Genomic DNA, 23,380 nt, shown 5'->3' on the forward strand with positions numbered 1-23,380 from the left:
CGTTCTTGTGAAGCCTCCCGGTGATTGTTATTGTTATTGCTATATCGAAAAGGAGGAAAAAACATGAAAAAACAATACGCTTCATTATTCACGCCCTTTACTTTTAAAAACGGCATCCAATTGAAAAATAGGATGATCATGCCGCCAATGGGGCATTCATCCTCAATGCCGGGAGGATTCATTTCTGATGACGAACTCGTCTATTATGCCGCGCGGGCAACAGATGTCGGGATGGTCATCACATCAGGAACAACCATACAGCCCCGAACCGGATTCCCCGGCGTCCCCGGAGCTGAAAACGATGATCAAATCCCGGGACTTACCCGGCTTGCAGCCACTTTAAAGAAACATGGAGCAAAAGCGATCCTGCAGCTCTTCCATCCTGGAGCCAAAGGTATAGAGCGGACAGTCAGCGCCAGCGCCGTCGCTCCAAATCCGGATGCACCGGTGCCAAGGGCACTATCTGAACAAGAGATTCAAGAACTGATCCATGCCTTCGGCCAGGCGGCGCGAAGAGCGATAGAAGCCGGGTTTGACGGAGTAGAAATTCACGGCGCGAACGGGTTTCTCGTCCATCAGTTTTTCTCACCTTATTACAACCGGCGCAATGACAGCTGGGGCGGCACTTTAGAGAAACGGATGAGGTATCCGCTTCAGATTATAGAAGAAATCAGACGCGTAGCGGAAAACTGCCATAAACCATCCTTTATCATCGGTTACAAGTTTTCGCCCGAAGAGCCGGAAACGCCCGGAATCACGATGGATCAAACGCTGTCTTTCGTCAATGTACTGCGGGAACAAGCATTGGATTACCTGCACGTTTCTCTGATTGATTTCCGGTCTTTTCCGCGCCGTGGTGCAGACAAATCCCGCACGCGGATGGAACTGATCAAAGAAGCGGTCCAAGACCGCATTCCCCTAATCGGAGCAGGGAAAGTTCGCGCACCGGAAGATGCCGTTCAAGCGCTGAAAACAGGAGCCGATCTCATCGGAATCGGCCGGGGCCTTCTGATGGATCCGGAATGGCTTCAAAAAGTTAAAGCCGGAAAAGAGGACGATATTCAAACAACCCTGTCAAGACATGACCAGAGAAAGCTCATGATGCCAGACGCTTTTTGGAAAAGCATCCCGATGTATATTGATTTCAATGATTAAAGATTTTGCCTCCTTATACAGACTATAGATTCATATAAAAAAGGTGTCTTTTATCTTAAAATAAATGCCGTTTTCAAAAAAATGTATAAGGAAAAAGGAACTTAGACCTGTTGAGTCTATGACCCGGGTATATTAGAATGATGATAATTCAATAACGTCGGGATTGTTACTGTGCTTTAGCAGGCAAGACCTAAAATGTGTGAAGGGCAAAGTCTATCTTTTTGCCGTTATGACCTTACACATTTTAGGTCTTTTTTCTGTTCCGGCGACATCTGGAGGTGACTGACAACCAAAAAGATCGTTTTTGAAAGATTGACCTATCACGATCATGAAAGGAAGGAATTTTGATGAACATCAAAAAAATCGCAAAACAAACAGCAGCCCTAACCTTTGCAGCCGCACTGCTGACAGGAGGAGCAACACAGGCTTTTGCCAAAGAAACCGAAACGAAAGATTACAAGAAGAGCTACGGAATTTCGCACATTACAAGAAATGATATGCTGAAAATTCCTGAACAGCAGAAAAGCGCACAATTTAAAGTCCCTCAATTCGATCCGGCATCCATCAAAAACATTCCTTCGGCAAAAGGATATGACAGCTCAGGAAAATTAATCGACTTAGACGTTTGGGACAGCTGGCCGCTGCAAAATCCTGACGGCACAGTGGCAACGTACCACGGCTACAATCTCGTATTCGCCTTGGCGGGAGACCCGAAAAACGTCGATGATACATCGATCTACCTGTTCTATCAAAAGAAAGGCGAGACATCGATCGACAGCTGGAAAAACGCCGGCAGAGTGTTTAAAGACAGCGATAAATTCATTCCTAACGATCCGTACCTTAAATATCAAACACAGGAATGGTCAGGTTCTGCCACATTAACAAAAGACGGAAAAGTCCGACTGTTTTACACGGCGTTCTCCGGCTCGCAATACGGCAAGCAAACGCTGACAACGGCTCAAGTCAATTTCTCTCAGCCGGATTCAGACACTCTCAAAATTGAAGGCGTGGAAGACCATAAATCGGTCTTTGACGGCGCCGACGGAACGGTATACCAAAACGTCCAGCAGTTCATTGACGAAGGAAACTACAGCTCAGGCGACAATCATACGATGAGAGATCCGCATTATGTCGAAGACCACGGCCATAAATACCTCGTGTTTGAAGCAAACACAGGCACAAAAACCGGCTACCAAGGCGAAGATTCTCTATTCAACAGAGCTTACTACGGCGGAAACAAATCGTTCTTCAAGGAAGAAAGCACCAAACTGCTTCAGGGACCGAAGAAAAAAGACGCTGAATTGGCAAACGGTGCGCTCGGAATAGTTGAATTAAACAATGATTACACCTTGAAAAAAGTGATGAAACCGTTGATCGCTTCCAATACGGTGACAGACGAAATCGAACGCGCCAACCTCTTTAAAATGAACGGCAAATGGTATCTGCTCACAGATTCAAGGGGCTCAAAAATGACGATTGACGGCATTGGTTCAAAGGATATTTATATGCTCGGCTATGTATCAAATTCTCTGACCGGGCCATTCAAGCCATTAAATAAATCCGGACTCGTACTTCATATGGATCAGGATTACAATGACATCACATTTACTTATTCACACTTTGCCGTTCCGCAAGCGAAAGGCAATCAAGTTGTGATCACAAGCTATATCACAAACAGAGGTATTTCGAACGAGCATCACTCCACATTTGCGCCAAGCTTTTTGCTAAACATCGAAGGGTCAAAAACATCCGTCGTTCAAAACAGCATTCTGGCGCAAGGACAATTAACAATCGATTAATAAAGCGAAAAAGAAAATGCCGGTCGCAATCGGCATTTTCTTTTCGTGTGTCATCTTATAACATAAAGTGAGGAATTTGCTTGAATATGAAAGTATATCAACGGATAAGCGTTTTTATCTCTTGTCTCGGGGTTTTCACGGCAATCCTGCTGCCGGCCCGCGAGACGGAACAAAAGGGAGAAATCCGAACCGTCGCATCACACCGTGCCGCGTTTCATTTGACGGCGCCGGATAAATGGAAAAACGATCCCCAAAGGCCCGTCTATATGAACGGACAGTACCACTACTATTATCTTTACAACCGCGATTATCCGGACGGTGGCGGAACGGAGTGGCGCCATGCGGTATCAAGCGATCTGGTGCACTGGAAGGACGAAGGAGTTGCCATTCCGAAATATACAAACAAAAACGGTGATCCATGGTCCGGATCAGTCGTCGTTGATTCAAAGAACACGGCGGGCTTTGGAAAAGGAGCGGTCATTGCGATTATGACCCAGCCGGCATCAGACAGCGGCCAAGAAGAACAGTTTTTATGGTACAGCAAAAACGGCGGAAAAACGTTTACTCCTTACGGGGACGACCCGGTTTTGTCAAATCCCGGTACGGTGGATTTCAGAGATCCAAAAGTAATCTGGGATGAGCAGGATCAAAAATGGGTAATGGCGCTGGCGGAAGGAGCGAAAATCGGTTTTTACGAATCTCATAATTTGAAGAAATGGCGGTATACAGGAGGATTTCTCACGCAAAACATCGGCACGGTCGAATGTCCAGATCTCTTCATGATGCGGGCAGACGACGGAACGTATAAGTGGGTGCTCGGCACGAGCGCCAACGGCAAGCCTTCAGGCAAACCGAATACGTATGCATATTGGACAGGCACCTTCACCGGAAAGGAATTCAAGGCCGATCAAGAAGAACCGAAATGGCTCGACTACGGCTTTGACTGGTATGCCGGCGTGACCTTCGAAGACGGCGAGTCCAGCGATCAATACGACAAGCGCTATGCCATGGCCTGGATGAATAATTGGGATTATGCAAATGATACGCCGACGCAGAATGACGGCTTCAACGGGACAGATTCGATCGTCCGGGAGATTCGCTTAAAACACGACGGCGGGAATACATACAGCCTCGCATCGCAGCCTATCAGCCAATTAGACCAATTAACCGTTTCAACCGATGAGTTTGAAAAAATCGAAGTCAACGGGTCAAAAACGCTGTCTGTCAAAGGAGATACCTACATGCTTGACGCAGATATCTCCTGGTCTGACGCTAAAAATATCGGATTGAGGCTCAGGGAATCGGCTGACGGAAAGCGCCACATTGATGCGGGAATATGCGCGGAAGACGGATACTCTTATGTGAACAGAGGCTTTACGAAACAGCCCGACAAAAGCCGCACTTACATTGAAAGCAAAGCGCCGTTTGATGCAAACAACAAAAAGGTCCATGTCACGATCATCGTCGATAAAACAACGGTGGAAATGTTCGTTGACGACGGCCGGGTTGTTCATTCAAATCAGGCTTTTCCCGGCTTGCACGATCAAGGCATCACCCTGTTTGCCGAAAACGGGATAGCCGTTTTTGAACATTTGAAAATCAAACACTTTCAGTGACACTCAGCGAAAAAAGACAAGGGCATGATGAAACCCTTGTCTTTCCCCTTTTTTCCTTCAATCCGCGCCCAGTCTGTTTCAATTTCTCTCCCTGATGATGCGGGATCCGAGTGGAGCGTATTTTTATGTATTGCATCACGCTTCAAATGGATGTAAATGATTAAAGCTGTTAAAATGGTCCTGCGGGGGGATTCAATTGGAAACATACAAAAATAAAATTAGGCAACTGTTAAAAGAGCATCATCGTGAACATACGTTTGAAAAGCAAAGCGAAGAAGACATTCAAGCAACTGAAAAAGAGCTTCAAGTGACATTTCCTCAAAGCTTCAGATGGTTTTTAAAAGAGTTCGGCGGCGGCGGCCATGAACTTGATATCAACGGATGCCGTGACATCTTGGCGTACCATCATTCATTCAAGTCTTTTCGTATTCCAAAAGGGTATGTCATCATCCAGGATGTTGATGAATACTGCTATTGCCTTGATACCGAAAAGATGAAGGACGGAGAATGTCCGGTCGTCAATTGGAGCGCGTACGAAGAAGGAATCTATCATATGGCAGATCACTTCTACGAATTTATGTTGGACGAAATTAAAAATGCGATAGACAATGATTGGTTTGATGTATAAAAAAACAAGGGCGGCACCATGCCAAACCCTTGTTTCCCTGACTTTATATGACGCGCTCGGAGGGATTCGAACCCCCGGCAGACGTGGTACCGGAAACCTATTACGAAATCCAGTTCGTATTTACTTACGAAAGCCTTACGCACACTTATTTTCGATAACGGTCCGCCATTTTACGGACACGAAATCGATATTTTCATGTGCGATTATACAACGATTTTAAACGGTATGTCAACGCCTTTTAAAATCCGCGTCTTTCGGCAATCGTCTCAAATTGGGACGATTAAATTACACCTCGAGGAACGTTTCGAACTCCGCCAATAGCCCAACGTTTTTAACGCGATTTTCACGGGCTTTTACTGTCCATGCGGCTTGTCGGAAGCTAGCGTATAGGTAGTCGTCAAAGCGTCTAATTTTCCGCTGTTTTCGTTTGAGAATCGCTGCATGCCACGCTTCAACGAATGGTTGCGGATGTTCTTCGAGTATCAGCGTTGGATCTACGCTTGCCTTAGCCCGCAATAAGATTCCGTAGTATTTATAAATTTCGTCTGCTTCGAAGTAGCGCGCCATTGCGGAGTAGATTTCGTTTGGTAACGCGTTTTTAAGACCGCAGGCCGGCACCGTATCTATTACGTGATTTTTTGAAAGATTTATAGAATGCGATGGTTCATTCGTAGTTTTAGGCGCTTCATCCGTTGTCTCCGTTGGCATTTCGGCATCCTCACGCGTGGTCATTGTCGACTGGTCATCTTCGGACAATTGCGTGTCCTCGACTCTTCTTCCGACCGGCAAAATAACGATGATATTTGCGCCGTGACCGCCGTTTATTTTCCGGGTCGTTGCGATCTTTTGGATGATCGAAAGTGATGCGAGTTTGTTGACGGCACGACGCGCAGTCTTGACGGACTTTCCGATAAGGTTCGCGAGTGTTTCCGCTTTGAGATGCGCAGCCCCGGCGAACTTGACCGCGTAACGGGCGATCGTCTTCAGCGTGAGCCGGTCCGTGTCGTTTAATTCGTATGTATTGCGTTTGATATGTTCGTAAACAGCCGTGTTGAGTTCAGCCGTTGAGTCGAACGTTTGGTGTTCCGCTAAGTAATGCATATTCTCCACCCACCTTTACGTTTTTCGCTTATACGTATTTTACGCATATACGTAATTTAAAGTCAACATAAATTTACGCTTTTGCGTTTTTTTCGTTTTTGCGTATTTACGAAAAATATAAAGGGCATTATAATTAAATAAAAAATGAACGGAGGCATGTTGATGCGGCGAGTAGTTTTACGAATAGATAAATTGATGGAACGTCACGGATTGAATCAAGGAGCGTTTGCGGAAAAAGTGGGGATACGTCCTGCTGCAATATCACAACTATCTCGAAACCATGTTGCGCGAATCACTATCGATCATTTAGACCGAATTGTAAATACGTTTGAAATTGACGATGTCAGGGAGATTATCGATATTGTTTCTGATTAAATCCAAGTAAACAAAAAAAACGCCCCATCCGGTTAAGGACGGGGCTACTATTAATTAAGATTAACTTTCTCACCTTTGTTATATTTTATCCAATCGATTGCTATATTTTGTTTACATTTCCGGCAAGTTTCATTATGTTTTCCATAAGTCACAAAGTTATTCTTAAAACCACATCGAGGGCATTCAAAACGTTCGCCTCCGAAAAAGGCTCCGAAGATAAGAAAGACGCCGAGCGAACCTAGACCTAAGCCCGGCAGGATGCCTATAATAGTAATCATCAAAATTAAGCTTATTAATAAGAGCACAAAACCAGCAAAAAACATAAATAAACGAGGAATCCACCGTTTAGGCGTCATCCGTCGTCGTTCAACTTCTACTCGTACAAAATCCACCGTTTCTTCCTCCGTTCTTATAGCATTACTAAAATTATACTCTATCGCCAAACCTAACCGCAATCTCATTATGTACCACGAGCACCTACGACTGTATACGCAGGCGCCCGCAAAAAGTTCCGCTTACTTAGTCGTTCCCTCACGTTTCGCAACCACAAAAAGACCGTCGATCGGTTTCGGCAGTCTTCGTCTGATTGCATATTATTAAAATAGATCATATCTCATACTTACTGTTTCTTGGTCAGCGTATTTATCGCTTTGATTTTTCACAAAATCTTGTTTCATATAGTAATCTATATTATGTTTGTAAGAGTCTAAGGTAAGGTAACGTATACCCATACTAGTACCAATAGGCTCTCCTCGAACATCTAATCCTTGGGACAAATTGTAAGCCATAGCTTTCACAAAATTTATCACAAACGTACCGATACCTCGTTTTTTGAATCTATAGTCAGTGCCGAGTCTGCCGATTTTTACTGCGGGCACATCTCGATATGGTAGTTCACTTTTCTTCTTTTCTTTGTTACTAAGTTTAATGGAATCTGCTGTTAATGAAACAAAAGCTACAATGTTATTATTGTAATAAAAGAGATATGTAGTATTCATTCCTTGTTGTTGCTGTATGTAAGCATCATGCCTTAAAAAATTGTTGATGTCTTCTTCGCCCTCTTTTATTATTTCATCATCTTGATTATCTGGTTTCCAATCACCCGAACAATCAAAATTAGCTAAGTCATCCAAATTTTCTTCGGACAACTTAGCTATCTCTAATTCATCAATATTAAAATCATCCGTCGATATCATAGTGCTTATCCCCTAAAGTTCAACTTTTTAATTAAGGCTGTACTTTGTTTATAGAGGTTCTTTTTGCTGTCTGCTACTTTCGTTTTGCTTAATACTTCTGAAATAACTTTTTGTGCATCTTGACCGTATAAAGTAGGCGTTGCTTCAATCGGCTTAGCCATAAATTTGTTCTCTCCTTTTCCGCTCATTTCGATCACCCTTTTTTTTGAGATGGTAATCGCAATATACATTCAGCGAATAGTCAATGTATATTACGATTATAAAATATTGGCACAAAGAAAACAAGTTTTTCTGCACGCTACGTTGCCTTTTTTAGGCTTTCCTATCGTAAACTTTTTTAATCACCCTTAGGTGGCAAAAGTATGACACGTTTTTGTGCATGGAAAATGCAATGAAAAATGATCGGAGAAAACGTCTCAAACGTCCTCTCCGAAATTGTTCCGTTATCTATTCGCCTTTAGTCCGTGCTTTCTTCGTTACATCGTTATTCTTCCAGTACGCCCATAGCGAAGTCGCCCCAATAAACGCGAGCGAGATGAATTGTTGCACGCCGTTCTCATCGACCGGAATCGGGCTGTGACCCGTCATCGTAAGCGTCTGGTTAACGAGTGCTATCGCAAGTAGCACGAACCGAGCGATTGTGCCTGCGCTAATTTTTTCAGTTGTTTTTTCGTTCATAATATCGTCTCCCTTTTCGTTTACTTTACAGTTGCACCGGTTGATTTCGCCGCGTAGATATGCACTTTTCCGAACTGATCCGTTTTGATCGTATAGACGTCCGTTTGTGGGTTCGCAAGGATTTCGTATTTAAGGCCGCCGAATTTCTTCGGACGCAAGAATCCGCATTCATTGCCTTTGACTGGCGCTTTGTTTGTCGGATAGATGCGCCATGAGTCGGCAGATGCCGGAAGATATACGTATTTCTTACCGCTAGATGACGACTTGGAACCGCTACTTCCCGTAAGCTTCAGCACTTGGCCGACCATGATTTTATTCGGATTTTTAATACCGTTATAGGACTGAAGTTTCGCCATGCTGACGCCTGTTTTCACCGCGATTTCCGAAAGCGTATCGCCTTTCTTTACGGTATAAGTTTTACCGGATGGCTTAGACGCTGGTTTCGCAGAGGATGCCTTACCGCCGAGCGCTTTAAGTTCCGCAGCGATGGCCGCTTTTACTTCGTCCCAACGTCCCTCATCGAGTACACGGTGCGGACAGTATTTTCCGGACCAATCCTGATGCTTCTTAACTCGATCAACGCCCCAACCGCGCTCCTTCAATAGCTGCGCAATGAATTTAATCGCAAGCTTTTCGGCCGCTTTATACTTAGCGCCGCCTGATTTCGAATAGCAGACCTCGACGCCAATAGACGTACGGTTTCCGGAATTAACACCGTTACCGTCTCCGCAATGCCAGGCGTTACGGTTAGTCGGAAGTCCCTGAACGACTTCCTTATCGTCTACCGCGAAGTGATACGATACTTCGTTGTTGTTCCGAATCATGTACGCAATCTCATTCACTGCTGATGCGTCGTTTGCCGTATTGTGGAACGTGATGTACTTCGCATCCATTGAATACGGACATTTAACCGAATACTTACTGGATGGAACGAGATTTTTCTTTACTGTGATCGCCATGCAATCGTCTCCCTTTCGTTATTTTTCCGTATATAAAAAGCCCGCCGGACTCTCACCGAACGGGCTGCGTTAATCTCTTCCGCGAAACTTTTCCTCGAGCCTATCGAGCTTGTCGATAATGACGTCGTATTTATCGCTGAATTTATCGAGTAGATCTTGTAGCCGCGACTCACGTTCACGGTTCGATTTCATGACGTAAATCAGCAGCCACGTAAAAAGGACCGCGAACGGCCCTTGTGTTAGGAAATATTTGATTACGTCTAATTCTCCGCCCAATGACTACGCCTCCTGTCCGCTCACTTCTTCGTTAGTCCCAGTAGATTCGCTAGTTTCCCCAGAAGGGTCTTCGCTGGGAGGCGTATTGGGATCGTACGGTTCCCCGGTAATTTCTTCGTATTGTTCCGGCGTGATGCGGCCGACAGCAACGACATCATAAACTTGTTTTTTCGTCCATCGACCCTTTTCATAAAACCCTTTGATATACGTGAACCAATCTATCATATTACGCTCCTCCCATCGCAATTAGATAGTATAGATCCGCGACCTGTTGAGACAGGACTTCGATTTCGCTTGGTTTCGGTGCAGGCGGCTTCACACTGTCGATATAGTCTTGTGTCGCCGACTCAACCCAAACGCCTTTTTTCGGATCATACTTTGGATCGTAAAGTCCCGCAGGAATTAAAGCTGTTGTACAATTTGGCGGCAGCTCCTCGCCTTCCTCAGTATTTATTTCGATATCGGCCTCGCCGTCATATTTGAAGTTCTCATCGTAGAAAAGAACGTGCATATTCATCGCCTCCGTTACCATAATGGAATTCCGATGTTAAATGAGACTCGCGACACACTTGCTCCATCGTTCGCCAACATACCGTCGTATCTTAAATCTCCGTCAGTCGTTAGTGCGAACCGAGCCGTTCCGTAAGATCCGATCGTCGGTACGACAAAATCGACTGTCTGCGTCGGCTTATTTGTAAATTTCGCGACAGATGTTCCGATAGCCGGGAGAGTCCCGAACGATCCTCGCAACCATAGAACGTTGTTGCTAACGGAAAATTTCAACGGATACACCGAATCCTGTTTAGCTCCGTTTATGAGCGTCACGTTATTCCAGGCCGGCGATAGGTCAGACGAAGTTAAAACACGACGCCACCCTTGCCATCCTAAATTCGGGTCTAAATAATTCGTAAACATGTTATTTTGCCAGTCGATCGCAATAACGTAACCGTACGAAGGCTGCCCACTACTATCGGTCGACGTCATATGAAAAACGCCTCTTGTAGAGTTAGTAGAAGCCGCGTTTGTTGCTTTGCCCGTAGAATAAAAAGTGCCGAACCGTCTCCCGCTTTGGATAATCTTCGTATAAAAATCGTCAGAATCCGCTATTGATGTATAAACGCCTCCGACGTCATTGGTTACTTTAAATAGCTGACTTCCGTTCCACTTCGATCGCTCATCAGCCGTAATATGCCGATTGTTATCCGCAGTATGCGCATCAAAATCCGTCTTTGCCGCCTGCTTTACGTTATCAACGTTAGTCAAGCCGACCTGAGCTTTCGTAACCTTATGCGGATTATCTGTTTTAGCTGCGTGCTGATCCGTATAAGCTTTCGCGTTCGTTTCCGCAGCGTTTGCCTTCTCTTGGGCTCCGGCTTTCGTTTCGATGTTCTCGAATTCGTCAAACTTCGCTTTTATTTCGTTGAGCGTTTGGTTGATATCCGTCTTCAGATCTTCGAAATCTTCGATATAGTATTCCGCAAGTGGAGCGATATTGGCATCGATGAGCGCCTTATCGATCTCGAACGAAAATTTATGGACGCTTAGACTCTGTCCGTTGTCATAACTAACGTAAAGCTCTGCCGTTACGGTGCCGGCATGCTTAATTTGATCGTCAGTTAGGACGTAAAAAAGGACGCCCTCAAAAGCGTCCCCGACTTCCGTATTAACGTAAAATTCGCTGCCGTCCGCCATCCGCATGAATAGCTTGCCGTGTGTTGCGTTTGAGATCGGCAACGGTTCGCCGTCCTTCGTCAGCTTGAACGTTATCTTTGCCGTCCCGATATCTTGCGTACTGTATTGAATGTTAACCGATATGATCCGCTTGGTCTGCGAGTTCACATCGAATTGAACGCTTGAATCTTTATATATCATCCGGCCCCTCCTCTACATTTGCGGATGAATAAAGACGAGGGCGACCCCGTATCCTTTATCCGCATCATATTCCTTGTGCATCCGCATCACAAAAAGACCCGATCCGTCTTCCGATTTCGTGCCGATTCCGTCGTTTGGAACGATACTATCTCCGACCTGAACCGTATCGTCTACGCGGACGAAAACTTGCCCGATCAGCCCTACGATATGCCATTCATCACGTTCTTCGCGTGGAACATATTCGAGATCTGGATCATAGTTCGGATTTTCCTTTGGAACCACGTATTTCTCGCCATCTACGGTAACTGTTTCGTAAATAAGTCCGCCGAAATCATTTCGGAGGTACCGGTCGTTCCAATAGAACGCTGCTCCACCCATGATAACGCCGGCCGTCTCCGAAATAACTCCGAGAACTTTTTCGCCTTTTTGCGCTTTCCGAATTTTATCGCCATCAAGCGTTACAAGATATCCGGACTCAATTTTGCTGCCGTCTTTAGATTCGAAATACTCCGCAAGGTCTTTTAGGTCGGATACGCTTTCGACGGCTCCAATCCCCCGAACCGATCCTGCCTGGGCGTTGATTTCGACTCGTTTATTCGCTGTAGACGGCTCGCTTCCGAATCCCCAAATGGTCGTATAGCTTTTATCGTTGATAACGTTAACGGAACCGAGGACCATTGCCGAAACTAAACCGGTCCCTTTTACGTGGGAATTGTTCGATCCCATTACGACAGACCGCGATCCTTCAGTAGATGATCCGGTACGAGTTGCGATGAGTGCGTTCGCGTCGCCTTTCGTTTTTCCGTTGCCAGTGGACGCAATAATTGCGCTTGTATTTGATATAGGCGATCCAGAAGACGAAGCCGCACGGAATCCGCTCTTAATGTTGTTTGGTACGGTTGAATAACGCTCGCCCCCAATAACGGCCGCATCTGTATATCCGTAGGCACGCACCGCAATGATATTCGCTTGGTTATTCGGAGACGTGATTCCGGCAGTACCTCCGCTTGTGTGAGCGATACCGTTCGTTAAATTAACGTTATATACGCCGCCGCCCAAACTGATGGCGGTAGGCGCCGAATCATGAATCGCAAAGTTCGAGATAAATACGTCATCTGTCCGTTGATCGCCGCCGGTAACGTGAATATCGGAACCAGCTTTAGCGAAACCGTACATTTGCAACCCGTTAACGTTTATTTTCCGACTCTTGTACTGGAATGCGATCGCTGATGTTCCTTTATAGTCGTATGTCGGATCTCCAATCGCACGGAAATTCGAAATCATGACACGCTGATAAGCCGAAACGACGAGTGCTTTCGGTTCAAGTCCGACATATAGATCGTTGAATATCGGCTCACGCGCCGTACAATCGACTAGTGTTACGTCTCGTGCCGTTTCGCTCCACGGCTCGGTTGCTAAGTGATGGCCGATATGCCGAAGGTCAAACGCGCGGACGTCACGGTAGGATTCACAACCGCGAATATGAACGTTTGACGGTGCCGGCCATTCAGTGTGCGCCTTCACCTCGTAACCGCGAACATTCCCGGACGTAAAACAATCAATAACCCAAACGTTTTTAGATCCGTCGTCGACTTCGATACCGTTTGAGTTTGAGGACCCCGTGGCATGCGCCTTTCCGCTCGGATTTGTCATGACGCAGTTTGTGATGAAAATGTACTCGCTATAGTGCGTAGTCACTCCGTCGTCACCATACCCGGACCCGACGCATCGATCGAACCAGATATATCGGCAACCGTTTTTCGTATAGTCAGCGTCCGAAATATTGTAGGTAGGCGCAGACGCATCGAAACAGTGAAGGGCCGGATTGATGCCTTCTACTTCGCGCACGATTCCGAACTTAACATTCGCTAAAGTTAGGCAGCTCGAGTGTAGTCCGCCAGTCGGTCCAAGACCGCCTTGGCGCTCCGGGTTCCAGTCAAGCGACATTCCTTCGACCATGATATTTCGGTTTCCGTTCGTATGATCCGCGTTTGTTACGACCCATTCGCTGGCCGGAGTATCCTCGTGAAGTTTTAGCGTAGTAACTCCGATACCTTGGCCGACCATATACGTCCAGGACGGAAGTTTGACGCCTTTTACGAGATAAGTTCCGGCGGAAAGAACCAATCGGACTTTACCGGTTCCGAGCGCTTTTTGAAACGCTTCTGTACTGTCGTTAACGCCTGTCGGATCTGCTCCGAAATCATCAACGTTTACTGTCCGTTTGATTTTCTGCAAAAGTTTAACGTATTCCGTATCTAACCGCTCTTTAAGCAACGGAAATACTTCGCCGTCAGCACCGACCCGCGCATCGACGACCTCTTTTACGTTGGTCCCGTCAGCGTTTAAAATTAAGTTGCGCAATCGGTTGTACAGACCGTCTATATAAGTTCGCAAAGAAAAAACTCCGTGGCTGATTTGATCCGATGTATGGGCGGTTCGAGCTTTTTTATGCGCATCTAAATCATAATTTGCACTTCTTATATCCGATTCAATATCTTCCATGTTCTGATTGTAATTGTTCCGGAAAATGCGATCCCACGCACTACCAGCTTTTCTGTACGGATACTTCGCCATTCGTCTCCTCCTTTATCATTGTCCTCCCACTTTCGCTTCAAGCGCAGCTATCCGATCCAATATCGACTGCATATCGACGTCGCCTGTTGTCGGCATAATAATCCGCTTCAGTTTTATAAAATCGGCCGAACTCATCAAGCCGTTAGTGACTTCCGAAGCCAAATCGACAATGACTTTACCGTCGGGTCCGACTAGAATGTTCGCGAGCTTTACATAGTCAGCCGAACTCATCAAACCATCCGAATTGGCCGAAGCTAATCCATATTGCGGAATGTTGAGCTTCGTCGGATCGTATCCCGGATCAAACGTCGTATTGCTGCCGATTTTAATTGAGCTTTCGCGAATCTTGCCGGTGTCCGAGTCAACGATCTTTGAGACGGTCCTTTGCGTTCGTTTAAAATCGGAGATGATGTCCGTCGATTTTCTCGTAATTGATCCGAGTGTATATTTCGGTGATTTAGAAGGGTCCGAATAATCCTCGACTTGTACCACGCGAATCTGGACATCTATTTCGAACGGTTCGATGATGCACCAAACGTAATCCCCTTTTCGGATGTCTTGAATTCCTAACGACTGAAGCTCGACGTAGGTAAGCGTGATCGAGATATCGATGCGATCGTGAAGTTCGGACTTTAATCGCGCAAGTAAACTCTCTTTATCGGTATACCGGTCATCGCGAACCGGATCTGCGTGCCAAACACCGAAGACTTCCGCCAATGGGCTTTTATACTCCGCCGTGATGTTTTTACCGAATCCTCGAATATACGTCTTGAGCGAACTTGTATCGATGTCTTTTGACGGCTCTTTAATATTGAACGCATATCTAAGCTGATTATCGGTATATCTGGCGATCTCTTTGGCAATATAGATCGTTTTATTGACGCATTCATATTCAACTCCGAACTTCTCTGCGATAGAGTTTAATAACGCAAGGGATCTCGAATCTCCGAAGTTTTCGACGGTTACGGACTTCGCTAGACCTGTGGTATCGACTTGATAAGAATAGCCGGTGCCTGCGAGCGCAAATTTAAGCATATCGTCAATAGAAAGCGCCTTTTCTCCTTTGATTACGTCATAGATGTACATGTTATCCAGATCGACAAACATCCGGTGAATTGCCGATGCAGTAGCTTTTATCTTGGTACCAAACGGCTTGATTGACGAGTTTATAATGACGTACTCTTCCTCGTCGTAGATCAGAAAATTCTCGTTCTGTACTAAAGGAAAAGCGTGCTGATTTCGGTCAGTCAACACGCCAGTTACATCGATAGTTTTTTGGTTGTTGATCGCATTCTTACGAGTCGTACTAAAATCCGTTAGCATTTCGAACTGGCCGGCGAGGCTTCGTATGAATAAATCCTTCACGCAACCACCTCCTATAAATAGTAAAAGCGAAAGTCGAATGAGATTTCGAAACTTCCGCTCGTACCCGATAATTGAAAGTTGTTCCAACCGGGCGCTATCGTCAGTAGCTTCCGATTAGTAGCACCGAATATGCTACCGTTGTTTTTCGTTGCTCGTACTCCGTTAAGAATGATCGTATCCCCCGACGATGTTGATCCGGTGTATTTCCAAACGTCACCTGTCGTCTTGTTAGTGATCGTCAGGTTATTAGACGCACCTTTATACACGATGACTAACGGAAACTGGCGAGGATTAATCGTTTCGGTTCCCGCGTTAAAAATTTTAAACGAGGTTGTTTTGTGCTTATACGTCGGGGTCTCATCGATTAGCCCTTCGCCGATCTGCCATAAATCCGAATCGAAAGTGAACGGATTAAGCGTGGTTCCGATCGATTCTGCGAACGGACTGAACGCAATAAGTTCGATATCGAACATACCGTATATCCGTTGTTGATCTATCGAATATGATGCGTTTGTTTTGACGAGCCAACGTTTACCTGGATTATACGATTCAGTAATATAGAACGGCTGCCGCGTTTCAAACAGTTTAAATACTTCGTCACGCATTAAGTAATAATCCGGAATATCTGCGGCCTTTAAATAAAACGAACATTTTATCGTCCTGGCGTCGTAAGTTGTTCCGCAATCAACAAGCCCGTTTAATCCGTCGACTTGCTCCGTCGAGTGACGAGGTGAAGGAGAAGACGGATTAAATTCACGAGTAGTGATGCCGATCTGGTCTAAGTCATAAACAGTTCCGGTTAACGTCGTGATAGTCGTACTCAACCTCATTCACCTCGCATGTAGTTTGTAATCGTTATTTTCTTTCCTTGTTCGGCGCTGACTGCGCTCTCTGTCATACGGCCAAGTTCTTCGCTATCAACCACGAATACAGATTCGATAACAATCGGCTGCTGTTGTTTCGGATCTACTCCGTTTCCGGACTCAACCGCGTATTTAACCGTTACGAGTGTTCCTCCGCCAAGTGCCATGCTCGGATTAAAAGCGTAAGATTGCGGGTTGATCAGCGCAGCATTTGCCATTTCGTTTGCGGCCGCTTTGACAACGCCAATATTGCGCTCGATACCTAACGCAAGCCCCATCGGAAGGAATTTACCGATTTCATCACGGAATAGACGTGACGGCGAGTGAATTCCGAAGAAGGATTTAAAGGAGTCCGTAACGCTGTCTACAAATCCGCCTATTTGGGTATTGAGCCACCCTTTCATCGAATCTATACCTTCCCATAAACCGTTGACTATATCAGCGCCTACATCAAAAATTTGGCCGCTGTTATCTATAATTGCGCCGGCAATTTCACCGACAATTTCCATACCCACTGAAAATAATTCCGGCAGCATTTGCATGATCCCATCAACTACCGCCATGAGGATCTGCATCCCGGCATCCAGTATTTCAGGAAGATGTTCTATCAAAGCCTGCGCAATAGCAAAGATGAGCTCTATCGCTGCCTCAATTAATTGCGGTAGGTTTTGGAGAATCCCGTCAATAAGAGCAAGCAATAACTGAATCCCGGCGTCAATGATTTTCGGTAGATTTTCGATTAACGCTTGCGCTACAGTAACGACTAGATAAATCGCCATTTCGATGAGCTGCGGAAGAATTTGAATGATGCCGTCAATCAAACTAGTTAAAATTTGAATCCCTGCGTTAATGATCGTTGGTAAATTTTCAAGGATCGCGTTTGCAAGTGCGAGAATTAACTGTAACGCCGCTTCGATCAGTTGTGGAAGAACCTGGATAATCCCAGAAATTAACGCATTTAAAATTTGTATTCCGGCCTGGATAATCATCGGCATAAGCGTTACGATCGTATTAATCAGCGTCGTCAGCATTGTTGTCGCCGCCTGGATGATTTGCGGCAGCGCCTCGACTATTCCTTCGATTAGCGAAGTCAAGATCAAAATGCCGGCACCGATCAACGCGGGTAATAAAGTGACGATCGTCTGGACAAGCGAATCGATAAGCTGCGTTACGGCCGCTAGAATACTAGGTAGTGATTGAGTAAATCCGTCTAGCAAACCTTGGATAATCTGAATACCCGCTTGTAGGAGAATAGGGAGATTCTTTACGATCATGTTAACGAAAGAATCAACGGCTTTAGTCGCTGTTTCGAGAATCTTCGGCATATTCTGCTCGATACCTTTCGCGATCGCCGGCAAGTATTTCGATCCTGCGACCATTAATCCCGGAATACCGCCGATTATGATTCCGATGATATTCGGAATGAATTCCGCTAATCCTGAAAAATCTCCGTTAAAGGCGTCGGTGATCGTCTTCTTCAGATCCTCGAATGCGCCTCGGATAATTGCGACTCCTTTGACGACAACATTCGCAACAGAAGGCGGCAGGAGGTTGTGAAGCGCGATCGATCCTTGCGTAAAGTCTCCGGTCAGCGTTTCGGCTAGGCCTTTGAACAACTTCGTAAGTTTATCGACCATCGGCGACACTTTCCGGCTGATTGCTTCGCCTAATGCCGTGATTTTCTCGCGTATGACATCGCTGTGTTTGTAGGCGTAGACGAGCGCAACTCCAAGGGCGATGGCTGCTGCGGAGATTAAAGCGAATTGGCCCATCGTTAATAAAAGCGCACCGCGAGTCATGTTAAATTTGTTTGCGAGTAGACCTAGGCCGGTACTTAGGGCGCCAATTCCGGATGCTGCGGAGCCGATGAACATGAGAGCCACCCCTACTGCCGCTACAAAACCTGTTAAAACGGTTGCTATTGCGAGTCCGTAAGCGATGAACTTTTTCATTTGCGGAGAAAGACTATTAAAACCTTCAACGAGTCGGTTTAAAAATTTTATGATCTCAGTTAGAGCTGGTTTTAGCGCATCTCCAATCGCCTTTTTCGCTGTAGCTGTACTTCCGCTGAGGATTTCTATTTGCCCCGCTAAATTGTTCATTTTTTCCGCAGCTACTTCGGCAGCCGTAACTTTCGACATTGACTTCCACATTGCATCGGCACCCTTGGCGCCCTCTTCCATCATAATGTTCGCTGCACGAATCGCATCTGTACCAAACATTGTTTTAAGTGCGACTTGCTTCTCTTGAGACGTTAACCCTTTTAACTTGTCTTGTAATACTTGCGATATTTGTGCTAAAGACTTAACATTTCCGTGAGCATCATAAAACAAGTTGGCGCCTTTCTTCGTAACGATGCCCAAGTCGACCATCGTTTCATAAGCACTTTTAGTCGTAGGTTCTAAGTTTAATAGCATCGTTTTAAGTGAAGTACCCGCATCGGAACCTTTTAACCCGTTCTGAGCGAAAACGGCAAGCGCTGTCGACGTATCTTTAAACGACAATCCGACCCCCGAAGCAACAGCAGAAACCATTGAAAGGCCATATCTTAGTTCGTGCACATCGGTCGCCGAAGCGTTAGCCGCACCCGCAAGCATATTCGCCGCATCCGTCACGGACAGATTGTCGTTTCTGAATGCATTAAGCGCAGTCGATGCAATTTCCGCAGCTTCGGAAAGATCCAGCTCGCCCGCTGTTGCTAAGTCTAGTGCACCGGCTAATCCACCGTTTAAGATATCCGCAGTAGATACACCGGCCTTCATGAGTTCCTCGATACCTTGGCCGGCTTCAACCGCGCTATATTTTGTCTTTGCCCCTAAATCTTCCGCCAACTTCGAAAGTTTTGCCATCTCCGCACTAGTAGCACCCGAAACAGCCTTAACGTTGGACATCTGTTGCTCGAAATTCATCGCTTCTTTAATCGACGATCCGACCACAGCTCCTAGACCGGCAGTCATTGCTCCGAAGCCCACCGCGATGTTCTGCCCCATACTCGACAGCCGAGAACCGAAGTCTTCGAGCCTGCTTTGCGCTTGGTTAAGTTCCCGCGTTAGATCCGTAATCGTAGCGCCTATTCGGACGTTAATAGTATGATCCGCCATTTAGCCCCTCCTTTCTTATTCGATTTCAAACTGCGACAACCATTCGCTGGCTTTCTGCTGCTTCTCGTACAGATTCTCGGCTTTTTGCGTTAATACGTCCGATTTTTCCGGTCGTTTGAATAGGTCGCTAAGTTTAATGCGTTTCCGCGCGTTGTTGACTTTTCCGATCATCATTGCGGTTAGCGCGTGCTCTTCGAAACGATCATACTTCCGCTCCTGTTCTGCATCTAACAAAACGTGGAATTCACGGGGAGTTAGCTTTCGGATTTCCTCCGGAGATTTCCCAAGAAAACGCCAGCCGGCGTGAAATACTTCCTCTATTTCAGAAAGTCCGCTAGCATTTCCGCTGCCTGTGGATCTTTCTTCAGAAGTTTCTCGACCGTTTTCTTGTAGAAAAAACTTTTAGAAACAACCTCGTTTGAAAGTTTCATAATCTCGTCCATATCGAGCTTTTCTTCGGAGATAGCCGCTTCAATAGCCGCACGAACCTTTTTGATCGAGAAGTTCTTTCCGGTATGGAATAGTCCGGCATGAACGATATTCGGGAATGCTTCGAGATCACCCATCAACGCTTTTCCGATCAATTCGAATGAGCCGCCTTTGTATAGTCCGTTTAAGTATTCAACGCTTGCGTATGTTAGCTTGAGTTCGTATTCGTTTCCTTCGATTTCAAAACGTGCCATATTCCGATTCCTCCTATTGAAAAAGGACGCCCGAAAGGCGCCCCGAATTTGTTTAATTAGGATGCTGTGGTGCGAGTAACGATCTGACTCATCGTCGATTCTCCAGCCGCATTAACTGCGGTTACGTTAACCGTGAGCTGCGTATCCGCTGCGATACCGGTCAATGTATGAGGAGGTCCAGTAACTTCAGCATCTAAGTTTTTGGCCTCTCCTCTATAAACTTTGTATGATGTCGCCCCATCTACCGGGTCCCATTTCACCGTTACGCTATCTGCCGTAGCTGTGTACGATAGATTTTGGGGCGCATTAGGGAGTGGTGGGCGCTGGATTGTCGCTGTCCGAGCTAGGCGCACCCGTCGGAATTTCAGTTAGTGTTTGTTCGGTAATTTCACCGTTTAGTGATCCCTCAAGCGAGTAAGTCGCGAAGTCCCCGTTACTGAACTCGCGCTCGAAATTAGAAATCATATACAACCCGACTTCAGCTTCTTTGGTACGCGTATCAATCTCGTAAATTTTAACGAACTCTTTATTTCTGATTTTCTTTTTCATCGCCTTAACAAATGGATCGCCTTCAGTGATGACGCCTTCGAAAGATACGGATTGAGTAACTTTTCCGTAGTCACTTCCAGTCTTATCCTTTGTATCAAGATCGATAGAATCTGCTTCAGTGCTCGTCGAACCGCTCGTTTGGTTAAACGGCCGAACAAGTTTTTCGCCGCTCCCATCATCAATGACGACCGCGAATAAAATTTCTTCGCCGCGATATTCTACTGCCAAATTAACTCCCCCTTTGTTTAATAAGCCTGGTATGTCGCGTCCACTTCGATATCAAAGAAGACCCGATGGTAGCTCGTTTTGTCCGATAAATCCTCAGCCGATATAGGTGTCTCGGCCGTCATATCCACGCAAAAAAGCCCGAGTTCTTTACTCGGGTCATTCGCATCTATTAACTTGAACTGATCGAACAGGAAAATCTTCCGGACGGTCTCCTGAATAGCCGCTCGTTCTGTCGCTGAATTAGCGTAAACTCCGACTTGAAAGTGGTAGATCGTCCGGACTGTCTCGCGAAGCTTCGCAAGCATCGACGTGTTATTTTGCATTTGTTCGATCGTAATAAACGGTTTTGTATCTGGCAATGTAACGCCGTCATAAATCCAGACGACTTTATAGCCGGTCTTTTCCGCAAGATGCTGTTTAATCGAATATTGTAAATCGATCTGTTTCGTAATGATCACCGCCCTAACTGACGGACAAGACTGTTTATTTTCTCCGTATATGGCAACTCGTTGTTCCAAACGGATTTTCTAATGAACGCTTTGTGCGTTTTGTTCGTATATTCTTGAATCTTCGCATAATCTACGTCTGAACCGTACTCCCACGTCGTTTGATCGATTTCTTCCGGACTTGCAGCGATAGAATTGCGCAGCTTACCGGTCTTAACCGGAGCATAACCCGCAGATTCATTCGCCATCTTCCGGGTGTATGCCTCGGTCGTGTTACTGATATCGCGGACAAGACCTTCGTATTCCAAGGCGCGAACTACTCGGTTAACGCCCTCTATATCAATACGAACCCTTCCGTTCCTCACGTTATCCGCCTCCCAACGAACTCCGCATGATTCCGTTCACCGATGCCTTTCTTATCTTTCGAAAGAACCTCGTAATTTTTTCCGTCATAGATAACGCGTTTGATATTTTCGTAAATATCCGCAATCAGTTCGATAGCAATAGAGAACCAGATGTCTCCGCCCTCTACATCGATACTATCCAGAAGTTGTCGATCGATCTTGACCTCCGAACTGATTTCGGTAACTACGGACGGGATCTTTATCTCGTCATATACCGGTTTCTTCTCGTCAGTAATCGGATCGTTGGCGAATCCCGCCTCATAAATTACCGTAATCTCATACGTCCGCCCTCCGACCATGTCTTCACGCGCTTGTTTCATAAACGCAATATCATACGAATCAATCACGCAGCCACCGCCTTTCTAAAGGTATTTCGGATCGATTTCATACGTCAGGTATCCGGTGCAGTTAATATGCATCATGTAGATTTCTGAATCGGTCGGTTTGTATAGGCCGGGCCCCATTCCGTATCGGTCTTCGAGTTCAAGCTGTGTGCATCGGTGGTCCGGACGGTTTGCCTTCCCGCGATGGACCCGAACCGCTTTAACGACTTGGCTTTGTTGCGCAGAATAGGCCGTAGCGACGCGATGCGCCGTATTCCCTTCCGTCACAACTAAACGTCGTATCTTCCACGCATCATTGTCGTAGACTTTCCGCACGTTTGCGCTGATCGTATTAACCGAATCTCCCCGGATAATTCCGGACCGAATAACCTTTGTGAGCTCGGCGCGTTGATCACCGGCAAAGTTCCAAACACGATCGGATAAAACGAGGTCATCGGCCCCTAGACGGTTGATCATGTAGCGCAGCACGTTTTTGTTGATCTTATCGAAAGCAACTCCGGAGATCGCTGCGGCACCAACAACGTCCGATAGCGATTTTTTGATCCCGTCGTTCGTAAATGATGCCGTCTCCGAGATAACTTTGCTTAGCGCATCCATGCCGGTATCCCGTACGAGTTTTTCTATCGACTCAAGCTCACGAAGTAGTTTGTTCAAACGCTGCTTCTTAATAGTTCCGTCGCTGCCGCTGTACTCCGAGAGCATGTCGATAATTTCTAACCGAATCCGGCCGATCTCCTTAATCGCAAACTCCTGTTGCTCTGCGTTAAACTTCCGATATTCCATCGACACCTTTTTAAGCTGTCGTTCTAGTTCCGCCTGCTTACTCATCGTCCGTCCGCCCTTGGTGCGAAACTTTGACTCGTCAGTAATCGGAGTTGCTTACGGAAATCTTTCTTCGCGTCTTTCGCAAGCTGCGAGTAATTCGCAAAGATATTCGTCTTGTCGATCGTTTCCTCACCATCTCCGAAACTAAAAAACCGAGCTGCTTCCGACGCAATCGTTTCATAGGCGATTCCGAGTGCGCAAAACAGCACGGCATTTTCGTGTTCTTCCGGATTCAGGCCGCTTTCCTTAACAGCTTCGGCAGTCCATGCGGCGATGTCATCCGCTGTGACGCCCGGCACTCGTGATAAACGCGTTCTTAGTCGATCTTCAACCGCCACAT

Annotated in this window: 28 protein-coding genes; 5 read left to right on the forward strand and 23 right to left on the reverse strand. The window is 46.1% G+C overall.

Annotation, left to right across the window (positions count from 1 at the left end; translation table 11 throughout):
* Positions 1-63 precede the first annotated feature (63 nt).
* From NSQ39_RS17155 to NSQ39_RS17170, 4 genes are all read left to right on the forward strand, one after another.
* Complete coding sequence (locus NSQ39_RS17155) at positions 64-1,155, forward strand: NADH-dependent flavin oxidoreductase (protein WP_175075581.1); 1,092 nt, start codon at positions 64-66, stop codon at positions 1,153-1,155.
* 347 nt (positions 1,156-1,502) lie between these two features.
* Complete coding sequence (locus tag NSQ39_RS17160; RefSeq protein ID WP_175075583.1) at positions 1,503-2,954, forward strand: glycoside hydrolase family 68 protein; 1,452 nt, start codon at positions 1,503-1,505, stop codon at positions 2,952-2,954.
* A gap of 86 nt (positions 2,955-3,040) precedes the next feature.
* On the forward strand, positions 3,041-4,570 hold the full coding sequence (locus NSQ39_RS17165; protein ID WP_046131843.1) for a glycoside hydrolase family 32 protein: 1,530 nt from the start codon (positions 3,041-3,043) through the stop codon (positions 4,568-4,570).
* 196 nt (positions 4,571-4,766) lie between these two features.
* On the forward strand, positions 4,767-5,198 hold the full coding sequence (locus NSQ39_RS17170; RefSeq protein ID WP_046131842.1) for an SMI1/KNR4 family protein: 432 nt from the start codon (positions 4,767-4,769) through the stop codon (positions 5,196-5,198).
* 285 nt (positions 5,199-5,483) lie between these two features.
* Here NSQ39_RS17170 and NSQ39_RS17175 read toward each other — a convergent pair whose 3' ends face one another.
* Positions 5,484-6,299, reverse strand: a complete 816-nt coding sequence (locus tag NSQ39_RS17175) for a helix-turn-helix domain-containing protein (RefSeq protein ID WP_341016148.1) — start codon at positions 6,297-6,299, stop codon at positions 5,484-5,486.
* A gap of 162 nt (positions 6,300-6,461) precedes the next feature.
* On the opposite strand from NSQ39_RS17175, the gene NSQ39_RS17180 reads away from it, so the two are divergent.
* Positions 6,462-6,674 carry a helix-turn-helix domain-containing protein gene (locus tag NSQ39_RS17180; RefSeq protein ID WP_046132530.1) on the forward strand — a complete coding sequence of 71 codons (213 nt, stop codon included), beginning with the start codon at positions 6,462-6,464 and terminating at the stop codon, positions 6,672-6,674.
* 50 nt (positions 6,675-6,724) lie between these two features.
* Here the strand turns inward: NSQ39_RS17180 and NSQ39_RS17185 are convergent, their stop codons facing one another.
* The 22 genes from NSQ39_RS17185 to NSQ39_RS17290 form a co-directional block, all read right to left on the reverse strand.
* The gene (locus NSQ39_RS17185; RefSeq protein ID WP_052948561.1) at positions 6,725-7,066 is read right to left on the reverse strand and encodes a hypothetical protein; all 342 of its coding nucleotides are present in this window, start codon (positions 7,064-7,066) and stop codon (positions 6,725-6,727) included.
* A 204-nt stretch (positions 7,067-7,270) separates the two neighbouring features.
* Positions 7,271-7,870 carry an N-acetyltransferase gene (locus NSQ39_RS17190; RefSeq protein WP_046132532.1) on the reverse strand — a complete coding sequence of 200 codons (600 nt, stop codon included), beginning with the start codon at positions 7,868-7,870 and terminating at the stop codon, positions 7,271-7,273.
* A gap of 5 nt (positions 7,871-7,875) precedes the next feature.
* A complete protein-coding gene (locus NSQ39_RS17195; protein WP_161797081.1) occupies positions 7,876-8,031 on the reverse strand; it encodes a hypothetical protein in 156 nt (51 codons plus the stop codon).
* Between the two features lie 286 nt (positions 8,032-8,317).
* Positions 8,318-8,548: a phage holin gene (locus NSQ39_RS17200; RefSeq protein ID WP_046132534.1), complete on the reverse strand. Its 231-nt coding sequence runs from the start codon at positions 8,546-8,548 to the stop codon at positions 8,318-8,320.
* A gap of 20 nt (positions 8,549-8,568) precedes the next feature.
* The gene (locus NSQ39_RS17205; protein ID WP_341016158.1) at positions 8,569-9,507 is read right to left on the reverse strand and encodes an N-acetylmuramoyl-L-alanine amidase; all 939 of its coding nucleotides are present in this window, start codon (positions 9,505-9,507) and stop codon (positions 8,569-8,571) included.
* A gap of 69 nt (positions 9,508-9,576) precedes the next feature.
* The gene (locus tag NSQ39_RS17210) at positions 9,577-9,783 is read right to left on the reverse strand and encodes a BhlA/UviB family holin-like peptide (RefSeq protein ID WP_046132536.1); all 207 of its coding nucleotides are present in this window, start codon (positions 9,781-9,783) and stop codon (positions 9,577-9,579) included.
* A 3-nt stretch (positions 9,784-9,786) separates the two neighbouring features.
* A complete protein-coding gene (locus NSQ39_RS17215) occupies positions 9,787-10,008 on the reverse strand; it encodes an XkdX family protein (RefSeq protein ID WP_048407040.1) in 222 nt (73 codons plus the stop codon).
* Position 10,009: 1 nt separating this feature from the next.
* Positions 10,010-10,294: a hypothetical protein gene (locus NSQ39_RS17220; RefSeq protein ID WP_048355856.1), complete on the reverse strand. Its 285-nt coding sequence runs from the start codon at positions 10,292-10,294 to the stop codon at positions 10,010-10,012.
* A 14-nt stretch (positions 10,295-10,308) separates the two neighbouring features.
* Positions 10,309-11,655: a phage baseplate upper protein gene (locus NSQ39_RS17225; protein ID WP_341016165.1), complete on the reverse strand. Its 1,347-nt coding sequence runs from the start codon at positions 11,653-11,655 to the stop codon at positions 10,309-10,311.
* A gap of 12 nt (positions 11,656-11,667) precedes the next feature.
* Positions 11,668-14,232, reverse strand: a complete 2,565-nt coding sequence (locus tag NSQ39_RS17230) for a peptidase G2 autoproteolytic cleavage domain-containing protein (RefSeq protein ID WP_341016170.1) — start codon at positions 14,230-14,232, stop codon at positions 11,668-11,670.
* Between the two features lie 15 nt (positions 14,233-14,247).
* On the reverse strand, positions 14,248-15,597 hold the full coding sequence (locus tag NSQ39_RS17235; RefSeq protein WP_046132541.1) for a phage tail protein: 1,350 nt from the start codon (positions 15,595-15,597) through the stop codon (positions 14,248-14,250).
* An 11-nt stretch (positions 15,598-15,608) separates the two neighbouring features.
* Positions 15,609-16,421, reverse strand: coding sequence for a phage tail family protein (locus NSQ39_RS17240; RefSeq protein ID WP_236689802.1), 813 nt, complete (start codon positions 16,419-16,421; stop codon positions 15,609-15,611).
* Between the two features lie 2 nt (positions 16,422-16,423).
* Positions 16,424-19,561 carry a phage tail tape measure protein gene (locus NSQ39_RS17245; protein ID WP_341016177.1) on the reverse strand — a complete coding sequence of 1,046 codons (3,138 nt, stop codon included), beginning with the start codon at positions 19,559-19,561 and terminating at the stop codon, positions 16,424-16,426.
* Positions 19,562-19,576: 15 nt separating this feature from the next.
* Positions 19,577-19,795, reverse strand: coding sequence for a hypothetical protein (locus NSQ39_RS17250; RefSeq protein WP_445662409.1), 219 nt, complete (start codon positions 19,793-19,795; stop codon positions 19,577-19,579).
* Between the two features lie 83 nt (positions 19,796-19,878).
* Positions 19,879-20,244 carry a tail assembly chaperone gene (locus NSQ39_RS17255; protein WP_341016180.1) on the reverse strand — a complete coding sequence of 122 codons (366 nt, stop codon included), beginning with the start codon at positions 20,242-20,244 and terminating at the stop codon, positions 19,879-19,881.
* Between the two features lie 56 nt (positions 20,245-20,300).
* Positions 20,301-20,597 carry a fibronectin type III domain-containing protein gene (locus tag NSQ39_RS17260; protein WP_341016183.1) on the reverse strand — a complete coding sequence of 99 codons (297 nt, stop codon included), beginning with the start codon at positions 20,595-20,597 and terminating at the stop codon, positions 20,301-20,303.
* On the reverse strand, positions 20,551-21,021 hold the full coding sequence (locus tag NSQ39_RS17265) for a phage major tail protein, TP901-1 family (RefSeq protein ID WP_341016186.1): 471 nt from the start codon (positions 21,019-21,021) through the stop codon (positions 20,551-20,553). The genes NSQ39_RS17260 and NSQ39_RS17265 overlap by 47 nt, the downstream gene beginning before the upstream one ends.
* Positions 21,022-21,038: 17 nt before the next feature.
* Positions 21,039-21,479 (reverse strand): hypothetical protein, encoded by a 441-nt coding sequence (locus NSQ39_RS17270; protein ID WP_128748047.1) that lies wholly within the window; start codon positions 21,477-21,479, stop codon positions 21,039-21,041.
* A complete protein-coding gene (locus NSQ39_RS17275) occupies positions 21,476-21,832 on the reverse strand; it encodes a hypothetical protein (protein WP_341016193.1) in 357 nt (118 codons plus the stop codon). The genes NSQ39_RS17270 and NSQ39_RS17275 overlap by 4 nt, the downstream gene beginning before the upstream one ends.
* Positions 21,829-22,218 (reverse strand): hypothetical protein, encoded by a 390-nt coding sequence (locus NSQ39_RS17280; RefSeq protein WP_046132548.1) that lies wholly within the window; start codon positions 22,216-22,218, stop codon positions 21,829-21,831. Before NSQ39_RS17280 ends, NSQ39_RS17275 begins: the two co-directional genes overlap by 4 nt.
* A 15-nt stretch (positions 22,219-22,233) precedes the next feature.
* Positions 22,234-23,043 carry a hypothetical protein gene (locus NSQ39_RS17285; protein WP_052948563.1) on the reverse strand — a complete coding sequence of 270 codons (810 nt, stop codon included), beginning with the start codon at positions 23,041-23,043 and terminating at the stop codon, positions 22,234-22,236.
* Entirely contained in the window at positions 23,040-23,378 is a 339-nt protein-coding gene (locus NSQ39_RS17290) for a hypothetical protein (RefSeq protein WP_046132549.1), read from the reverse strand. The genes NSQ39_RS17285 and NSQ39_RS17290 overlap by 4 nt, the downstream gene beginning before the upstream one ends.
* Between the last annotated feature and the right edge of the window lie 2 nt (positions 23,379-23,380).

Source organism: Bacillus sp. FSL W8-0848, assembly GCF_038007805.1.
Lineage (GTDB): Bacteria > Bacillota > Bacilli > Bacillales > Bacillaceae > Bacillus > Bacillus glycinifermentans.

Bases quoted from the DNA above. Each gene is read 5' to 3' on its own strand.
- NSQ39_RS17155 (WP_175075581.1), top strand. From the start codon at position 64: ATGAAAAAACAATACGCTTCATTATTCACGCCCTTTACTTTTAAAAAC.
- NSQ39_RS17160 (WP_175075583.1), top strand. From the start codon at position 1,503: ATGAACATCAAAAAAATCGCAAAACAAACAGCAGCCCTAACCTTTGCA.
- NSQ39_RS17165 (WP_046131843.1), top strand. From the start codon at position 3,041: ATGAAAGTATATCAACGGATAAGCGTTTTTATCTCTTGTCTCGGGGTT.
- NSQ39_RS17175 (WP_341016148.1), bottom strand. From the start codon at position 6,299: ATGCATTACTTAGCGGAACACCAAACGTTCGACTCAACGGCTGAACTC.
- NSQ39_RS17180 (WP_046132530.1), top strand. From the start codon at position 6,462: ATGCGGCGAGTAGTTTTACGAATAGATAAATTGATGGAACGTCACGGA.
- NSQ39_RS17190 (WP_046132532.1), bottom strand. From the start codon at position 7,870: ATGATATCGACGGATGATTTTAATATTGATGAATTAGAGATAGCTAAG.
- NSQ39_RS17195 (WP_161797081.1), bottom strand. From the start codon at position 8,031: ATGGCTAAGCCGATTGAAGCAACGCCTACTTTATACGGTCAAGATGCA.
- NSQ39_RS17200 (WP_046132534.1), bottom strand. From the start codon at position 8,548: ATGAACGAAAAAACAACTGAAAAAATTAGCGCAGGCACAATCGCTCGG.
- NSQ39_RS17205 (WP_341016158.1), bottom strand. From the start codon at position 9,507: ATGGCGATCACAGTAAAGAAAAATCTCGTTCCATCCAGTAAGTATTCG.
- NSQ39_RS17215 (WP_048407040.1), bottom strand. From the start codon at position 10,008: ATGATAGATTGGTTCACGTATATCAAAGGGTTTTATGAAAAGGGTCGA.
- NSQ39_RS17220 (WP_048355856.1), bottom strand. From the start codon at position 10,294: ATGCACGTTCTTTTCTACGATGAGAACTTCAAATATGACGGCGAGGCC.
- NSQ39_RS17225 (WP_341016165.1), bottom strand. From the start codon at position 11,655: ATGATATATAAAGATTCAAGCGTTCAATTCGATGTGAACTCGCAGACC.
- NSQ39_RS17230 (WP_341016170.1), bottom strand. From the start codon at position 14,232: ATGGCGAAGTATCCGTACAGAAAAGCTGGTAGTGCGTGGGATCGCATT.
- NSQ39_RS17245 (WP_341016177.1), bottom strand. From the start codon at position 19,561: ATGGCGGATCATACTATTAACGTCCGAATAGGCGCTACGATTACGGAT.
- NSQ39_RS17255 (WP_341016180.1), bottom strand. From the start codon at position 20,244: ATGGCACGTTTTGAAATCGAAGGAAACGAATACGAACTCAAGCTAACA.
- NSQ39_RS17285 (WP_052948563.1), bottom strand. From the start codon at position 23,043: ATGAGTAAGCAGGCGGAACTAGAACGACAGCTTAAAAAGGTGTCGATG.